This window comes from Arundinibacter roseus (genome assembly GCF_004348825.1).
Classification (GTDB): domain Bacteria; phylum Bacteroidota; class Bacteroidia; order Cytophagales; family Spirosomataceae; genus Arundinibacter; species Arundinibacter roseus.
On the sequence record NZ_SMJU01000009.1, the window covers coordinates 266,212 to 273,483 of the forward strand.

The following is a 7,272-nucleotide window of genomic DNA, read 5'->3' on the forward strand; positions in this document are numbered from 1 at the left end:
GGAGAAGCGCAACGTTTGTAGAAAACAATAAACACAAACAAAAAAGCTTCGGAGAAGCGCAACGTTTGTAAACAATAAACACAAACAAAAAAGCTTCGGAGAAGCGCAACGTTTGTAGAAAACAATAATTAAAGAAATAACTGAATAACCTTTATGCAAAACCAACCAACAACTCTATTTGATAAAGTGTGGGATGCCCACGTGGTACGTAAAATTGAAGACGGCCCTGATATTTTCTTTATTGACCGCCATTTCATTCACGAAGTTACGAGCCCTGTTGCCTTTTTGGGCCTTGAAAATCGGGGTATTGGCGTACTTTACCCGGAGCGCACATTTGCCACCGCCGACCACAACACGCCAACCATTAATCAGCACTTACCGGTAGAAGACCCACTTTCGGCCAAGCAGCTCAAAGCCCTCGAAACCAATACCGCCAAATACGGAATTTCGCATTGGGGCCTTGGTCACCACAAAAACGGTATTGTACACGTCATCGGGCCAGAAAACGGCATTACGCTTCCCGGCATGACAATCGTCTGCGGCGATTCGCACACCTCTACGCACGGAGCTTTTGGGGCAATTGCCTTCGGAATCGGAACGTCGGAAGTAGAAATGGTGCTCGCTTCGCAGTGTATCATGCAGCCCAAACCAAAGAAAATGCGCATCAAAGTGAACGGTTCTTTGAGCAAGGGGGTGGCGCCCAAAGACGTAGCTCTATACATAATTTCAAAACTTACTTCGGCAGGCGCTACGGGTTATTTCGTTGAATATGCCGGTGAAGTTTTCGAGAATATGAGCATGGAAGGCCGCATGACGGTATGCAATATGAGTATCGAAATGGGTGCCCGGGGCGGCATGGTTGCTCCTGATGAAACGACTTTTGCCTACCTAAATGGCCGTGAACATGCGCCAAAAGGCGAGGCCTGGGAAAAAGCCGTGGCTTACTGGAAAACGTTGAAAACTGACGCTGATGCCACTTTTGACAAAGAATATGTATACGATGCTGCCGATATTGAACCGATGATTACCTACGGAACAAATCCAGGCATGGGTACAGGCATCTCCCGCAATATACCCACAGCCGAAGAAATGGAAGGCGGGAAGTCAACCTATGACAAAGCGCTGAATTACATGGGCTTTCAGGAAAATGACTCCATGATTGGCAAAGCCATCGACTATGTATTTATTGGCAGCTGCACCAATGGTCGCATTGAAGATTTCCGGGCGTTTGCCTCGATTGTAAAAGGTCGTAAAAAGGCGGATAGCGTAACGGCATGGATCGTACCTGGCTCGCACGTGGTAGAAGCGCAAATTAAGGAAGAAGGTATTTTGGATATTCTGACCGAAGCCGGATTTGAGTTGCGTCAGCCGGGTTGCTCGGCTTGCCTTGCGATGAATGAAGATAAAATACCGGCGGGCAAATACGCCGTCAGTACCTCAAACCGTAACTTTGAAGGCCGTCAGGGGCCCGGTGCACGGACCTTACTGGCGAGCCCGCTCGTAGCCGCTGCGGCCGCTGTCACAGGAAAAATTACGGATCCCCGCGAGTTTTTGTAAGTAGTTAATTTAGTAAAATCAGACCAATCAATCGGGATTTTCTGCCGGGCCAAACAATAGTAACTGGCTCGGTATCAAGCCCCAAAAAGCTTTATAAATCATGGCTTACGATAAATTCACAGTCCTTACAAGTTCTGCCGTTCCTCTTCCGATTGAGAACGTAGACACTGATCAGATCATCCCTGCGCGCTTTTTGAAAGCTACCAAGCGGGAAGGTTTTGGCGACAACCTGTTTCGCGATTGGCGTTATGCGAATGACGAAACGCCGAAAGCGGATTTTGTACTAAACAATCCGATTTATTCCGGAAAAATATTGGTTGCCGGCAAAAACTTCGGTAGCGGATCCAGTCGCGAGCATGCCGCCTGGGCGCTTTACGACTACGGATTCCGCTGCGTGGTATCCAGCTTTTTTGCCGATATTTTTAAAGGAAATGCACTCAACATTGGCATTTTGCCTGTGCAGATAAGTGCCGAATTTCTGGACAAATTATTCCTGGCCATCGAAGCTGATCCAAATGCAGAGATTGAGGTAAATCTGCCCGAACAGACGATTACCATTCTGGCAACTGGCGAGCAGGAAAGCTTCGACATCAATGGCTATAAAAAACATAATATGATGAATGGTTTTGATGATATTGATTATCTGCAAGCCATGAAAGAGGAAATAACCGCCTTCACAGCCGCCAGTTTGTACTAACCTTCACCGGAGGGCTGTTAACTCTGGCCAGAATTTATGAGATATATTGAAATAATGGATACGACGCTCCGCGATGGTGAACAAACCAGCGGAGTGTCGTTTTCTGCCTCCGAAAAATTAACGATTGCCCAGCTTTTATTGCAGGAAGTAAAAGTAGATCGGCTGGAAGTTGCCTCCGCGCGGGTGTCTGACGGAGAACTGCTGGCTGTAAAGAAAATTACGGCATGGGCTGATCAATTTGGGTATTTGGACAAAATTGAAGTACTGACTTTTGTGGACGGCATGAGCTCCATTGAATGGATGCAAAGCGCCGGAGCGCGAGTCATGAACCTGCTCACAAAGGGCTCGTTGAATCACCTGACGCATCAGCTCAAAAAAACTCCGCAGCAACATTTTGCAGAAATCCAGCAAGTCGTTGAACACGCCCAAGCCGTCGGAATTGATACCAATGTGTATCTGGAAGATTGGAGCAATGGCATGCGCAACTCGCCCGAGTACGTGTTTGAGGCACTTGATTTTTTAAAAACGTTGCCCATCAAACGCATCATGTTGCCAGATACGCTGGGGGTACTCACTCCGGCAGAATCCTATGTATATGTAAAAAGTATTGTAGATAAATACCCGGAGCAACACTTTGATTTTCATGCACATAACGACTACGACCTGAGCACGGCCAACGTACTGGAAGCTACCAAAGCAGGTGTGCAGGGACTGCACCTGACAGTCAACGGCATGGGCGAACGGGCCGGAAATGCACCTTTGGCAAGCGCTATTGCAGTACTAAACGACTTCATGCCGGAGGTAAAAACGTCCGTAGTGGAAAAGTCGCTGTACTCGGTCAGTAAAATTGTAGAAACGTTTTCGGGCATACGAATTCCTTCCAATAAACCTTTGGTGGGAGAAAATGTATTCACGCAAACCGCTGGAATTCATGCCGACGGCGACAAGAAAAACAACCTGTATTTTAGCAGGCTAATGCCTGAGCGCTTTGGGCGGCAGCGGTTGTATGCGTTGGGAAAAACGTCGGGAAAAGCCAATATTGAAAATAATTTGCGCGATCTGGGAATTACACTAAGCAATGAAGATTTGCGAAAAGTAACCCAACGAATCATTCAGCTTGGCGACCGCAAAGAAGTGGTCACGCCCGAGGATTTGCCGTACATTATTTCGGATGTGCTCGACAGCAGTACCGTAGAAGAACGTGTTTCGATTGTCAATTACGTCCTTACGCACGCCAGCAACCTCAAACCTTCGGCTACTTTGCAGGTCAAAATCGGCGAGACGGTTTATGAAGAAAATGCGCAGGGCGATGGGCAGTATGATGCATTTATGAATGCACTCAAAAAAATTTATGAGCAACTGCATACCGACCTTCCCATGCTTACTGACTATGCCGTGCGGATTCCTCCGGGTGGAAAAACGGATGCCCTTTGCGAAACCATTATTACCTGGTGCATTAATGGTAAAGATGTAAAAACCAGAGGCCTGGATTCTGACCAAACGGTGTCGGCCATTAAAGCAACTCAAAAAATGCTGAATCTGATCGGGCTTCCTCCTCTGGCTGGATTGCCCGTTCCGAAGGCAATTCTTAGTACAAAATAATATCGTACGACCTGATTTTTTACTTAAACATAAAACCTCCGGTGAAAAAACGAGTAATCCTTTTCACCTAACCAATCAGCATGAAAAAACATATTTTGGTGGTGCCCGGTGATGGCATCGGACAAGAAGTAACCGCAGTTGGAAAAAAAGTACTGGAACGTATTGCGGAAAAATTTAACCACGAATTTACCTACGATGAGGCCCTGATCGGTCATGTGGCGATTGAGGCCACGGGAAATCCGCTGCCGGACGAAACCCTGGAAAAAATGCGGGCATCCGACGCCGTCTTATTTGGCGCTGTGGGACATCCTAAGTACGACAATGACCCGAGCGCCAAAGTACGTCCTGAACAAGGGCTGCTAAAAATGCGGAAAGAACTGGGATTGTATGCAAACCTGCGTCCAATCAAACTTTTTGACGAGCTGCTTTCTGCTTCTTCCATCAAGCCCGAGATTTTAAAAGGTTCTGACATTCTGTTTTTCCGTGAACTGACCGGCGATATTTACTTTGGAGAAAAAGGCCGCAAAGACGACGGAAACACTGCCTACGACATCGCTTCGTACAGTACCTACGAAGTGGAGCGCATTGCCCGCAAAGCATTCGACGCAGCCATGACGCGTGGCAAAAAACTCATGTCGGTCGATAAAGCCAACGTTCTGGAAACCAGCCGGCTGTGGCGTGAAGTAGTTCAGCGTGTAGCCCTGGAATATCCCGAAGTTACGGTAGAACATCAGTTCGTAGATTCAGCCGCAATGCTGCTGATCAAGGATCCCCGGCGGTTTGATGTAGTAGTTACAGCCAATCTTTTTGGCGATATTCTGACCGACGAAGCGAGTCAGATTGCGGGTTCCATGGGAATGTTGGCATCTGCTTCTATCGGCGACGGCACAGGCGTGTACGAGCCTATTCACGGGTCAGCACACGACATCACGGGCATGGGCGTGGCAAATCCAATGGCCTCAGTTTTGTCAGCAGCTCTTTTGCTGGATATTTCATTCGGTCTGAAAGAAGAGTCTGACGCTATCATTAATGCTGTTGATCTTGTTTTGAAATCCGGCATGCGCACACGTGATATCGCTGATGCCAATACACCTGCTTATCTACTGATGGGCACCGAAGCCGCAGGCGAAGCCTTGCTGAAATTTTTGTAACAGACTGCTTAACCAGGAAATTAATTTCATAATTAAGCTACAAAAGAGAGGTAAAACTTATGCAAAAGCAGGTTAGCGTTTTTTTGGATGAGATTTGCAAAATTGAAATCTTCTTCTAACTTTGCAGTAGAAAATCGCAGCGGGCGAAATTTCGCAAGTCTAAATTTCCATGGCAAATTATTTAATTAACCGTCAAAATCTTCTCCTGCTTTTCACTTACAGCTAGTGAGAAAGGTTTGATTATAGCATTTCAAAAACCCTTTCTCAGGCCGAGAAAGGGTTTTTAATTGAATGAAAATTCGTAATTTCGTACTTCAACTATATTTAAAACATTCCCCAAATGAGTCAGCGAGTTTACATCTTTGATACTACACTACGCGACGGCGAGCAAGTGCCGGGTTGCCAATTAACCACCGAAGAAAAAATTGTGGTAGCTAAGCAACTCGAAAAGCTCGGGGTAGATGTAATCGAAGCTGGATTCCCCGTATCGAGTCCGGGCGACTTCCGGTCGGTGGTCGAAATCTCAAAAGCCGTAAAAGAACCAACGATTTGCGCACTCTCACGGGCTGTTCAAAGCGATATTGACGCGGCGGCCGACGCCCTTCAATACGCCAAACGTGGTAGAATTCATACCGGAATTGGTTCGTCAGACATTCATATTCAGCATAAGTTCAATACGACCCGCGAAAAAATCATTGAGCGCGCAATCGATGCTACCAAGTATGCCCGAAAACGGATTGAAGATGTGGAGTTTTACTGCGAAGATGCCGGCCGTGCGGATCTGACTTTCCTCGCTCAGCTTGTAGAAGCCGTAATTGGAGCCGGTGCAACGGTGGTGAATATCCCCGACACAACCGGCTACTGCCTGCCCGAGGAATATGGGGCTAAGATTCGCTATATTTTTGAAAATGTAAAGAACGTTCATAAAGCCACTATTTCCATTCATTGCCACAACGACCTTGGCCTTGCCACGGCCAATGCCCTTGCGGGTATACGCGAAGGCGCCCGGCAGGTGGAGGTAACCGTCAACGGAATTGGTGAGCGCGCCGGAAATACCTCTCTGGAAGAAGTCGTGATGGCCTTGCAGGTACACAAAGAACTTGGTCTGGAAACAGGAATTACAGCGCCGATGATTTATCCGACAAGTCAGTTGGTATCAAAAATGATGCGTATGCCCATTCAGGCCAACAAAGCTATCGTGGGCCGCAATGCTTTTGCGCATTCATCAGGGATTCATCAGGATGGATTTTTGAAAAATTCGCTGAATTACGAAATCATGAATCCGCAGGATGTAGGGGTCGATAAATCTGATATTGTGTTGACTGCCCGCAGCGGTCGGCACGCCCTGAAACACCGGCTTGAATTGCTCGGATATTCGTTTGAACAAACAATTCTGAATGATGTGTATCGGCGATTTCTGGATGTAGCTGATGTTAAAAAAGAAGTAAATGATGGCGATTTGGTAGAATTGGCTCGTACCGTAGAAGTAGCCTAATCGAATTTTTCTTCAATATTTTTCAAAAGTGGCTGGCTCCAATGGGTCAGCCACTTTTATTTTTGACTATTGACAACTATCTTTTCAAAACATTTTTGCTGGACAAACAGTACAAAAAAATAACTTAATCCTTGTACGATTCCTATGGCACGCCCCAATCCTGATTTAATAGCCGCTTTGCGGCGAACCGCCCAAAACCTTCAAAAAGGAGCTCCTTACCAATGGGGCCACATGGGCAGTTGTAATTGCGGAAATCTGGCACAAGAACTTACAACGCTCACCAAAGCCGAGATTCATGCGCACGCCCTCGCCGTAGGACGGGGCGACTGGAACGAACAACTCAACGACTATTGCCCTACAAGCGGACTGCCAATTGATCTTTTGATTGCCGAAATGATGAATGCCGGGCTTACTTCCGACGATTTGAAAAATCTGGAAAAGCTCTCAGACCGCAGGATTCTGGAAAGGCTTCCATCCGAAAAGCGATACCTCCGCCATAATTTCCGCGACGATGTAGTACTTTATCTTTCTACATGGGCCCAATTGCTGGAAGATCAGTTACTTTCCGAAATTACGCTGCCTGACTTTACCACCAAAAAAGAAAAAGCTCAGGCCAAAAGCCCAAGCCTGATACTTTCCTGAAAATGTCTGGTCCTGAAATAGCGATACACAAACTGTACAGCTATGCAAGAGCAACCTGAAACTAAGTATGTTAAGCGAACCCAAAAAGATTACTCAATGTCCTTTAAATTAGGGGTAGTCAAAGAGGT

The 7,272-nt window shown here is 46.7% G+C and carries 6 protein-coding genes; all 6 read left to right on the plus strand.

The features are described 5' to 3' along the window. The first annotated feature begins 153 nt into the window (after nt 1-153). The 6 genes from leuC to EZE20_RS16100 all read left to right on the plus strand — a co-directional run bounded on the left by leuC (nt 154) and on the right by EZE20_RS16100 (nt 7,144). Complete coding sequence (gene leuC / locus EZE20_RS16075; protein ID WP_132119479.1) at nt 154-1,557, plus strand: 3-isopropylmalate dehydratase large subunit; 1,404 nt, start codon at nt 154-156, stop codon at nt 1,555-1,557. Between the two features lie 100 nt (nt 1,558-1,657). Beyond that, entirely contained in the window at nt 1,658-2,254 is a 597-nt protein-coding gene (gene leuD, locus EZE20_RS16080) for a 3-isopropylmalate dehydratase small subunit (RefSeq protein ID WP_132119481.1), read from the plus strand. Nucleotides 2,255-2,290: 36 nt separating this feature from the next. Continuing rightward, complete coding sequence (locus EZE20_RS16085) at nt 2,291-3,856, plus strand: alpha-isopropylmalate synthase regulatory domain-containing protein (RefSeq protein WP_132119483.1); 1,566 nt, start codon at nt 2,291-2,293, stop codon at nt 3,854-3,856. A gap of 80 nt (nt 3,857-3,936) precedes the next feature. Next, a complete protein-coding gene (gene leuB, locus EZE20_RS16090; RefSeq protein WP_132119485.1) occupies nt 3,937-5,007 on the plus strand; it encodes a 3-isopropylmalate dehydrogenase in 1,071 nt (356 codons plus the stop codon). 340 nt (nt 5,008-5,347) lie between these two features. Beyond that, entirely contained in the window at nt 5,348-6,502 is a 1,155-nt protein-coding gene (locus tag EZE20_RS16095) for a 2-isopropylmalate synthase (RefSeq protein WP_132119491.1), read from the plus strand. A 144-nt stretch (nt 6,503-6,646) separates the two neighbouring features. Then, nucleotides 6,647-7,144 (plus strand): hypothetical protein, encoded by a 498-nt coding sequence (locus tag EZE20_RS16100; protein WP_132119493.1) that lies wholly within the window; start codon nt 6,647-6,649, stop codon nt 7,142-7,144. Nucleotides 7,145-7,272 lie beyond the last annotated feature (128 nt).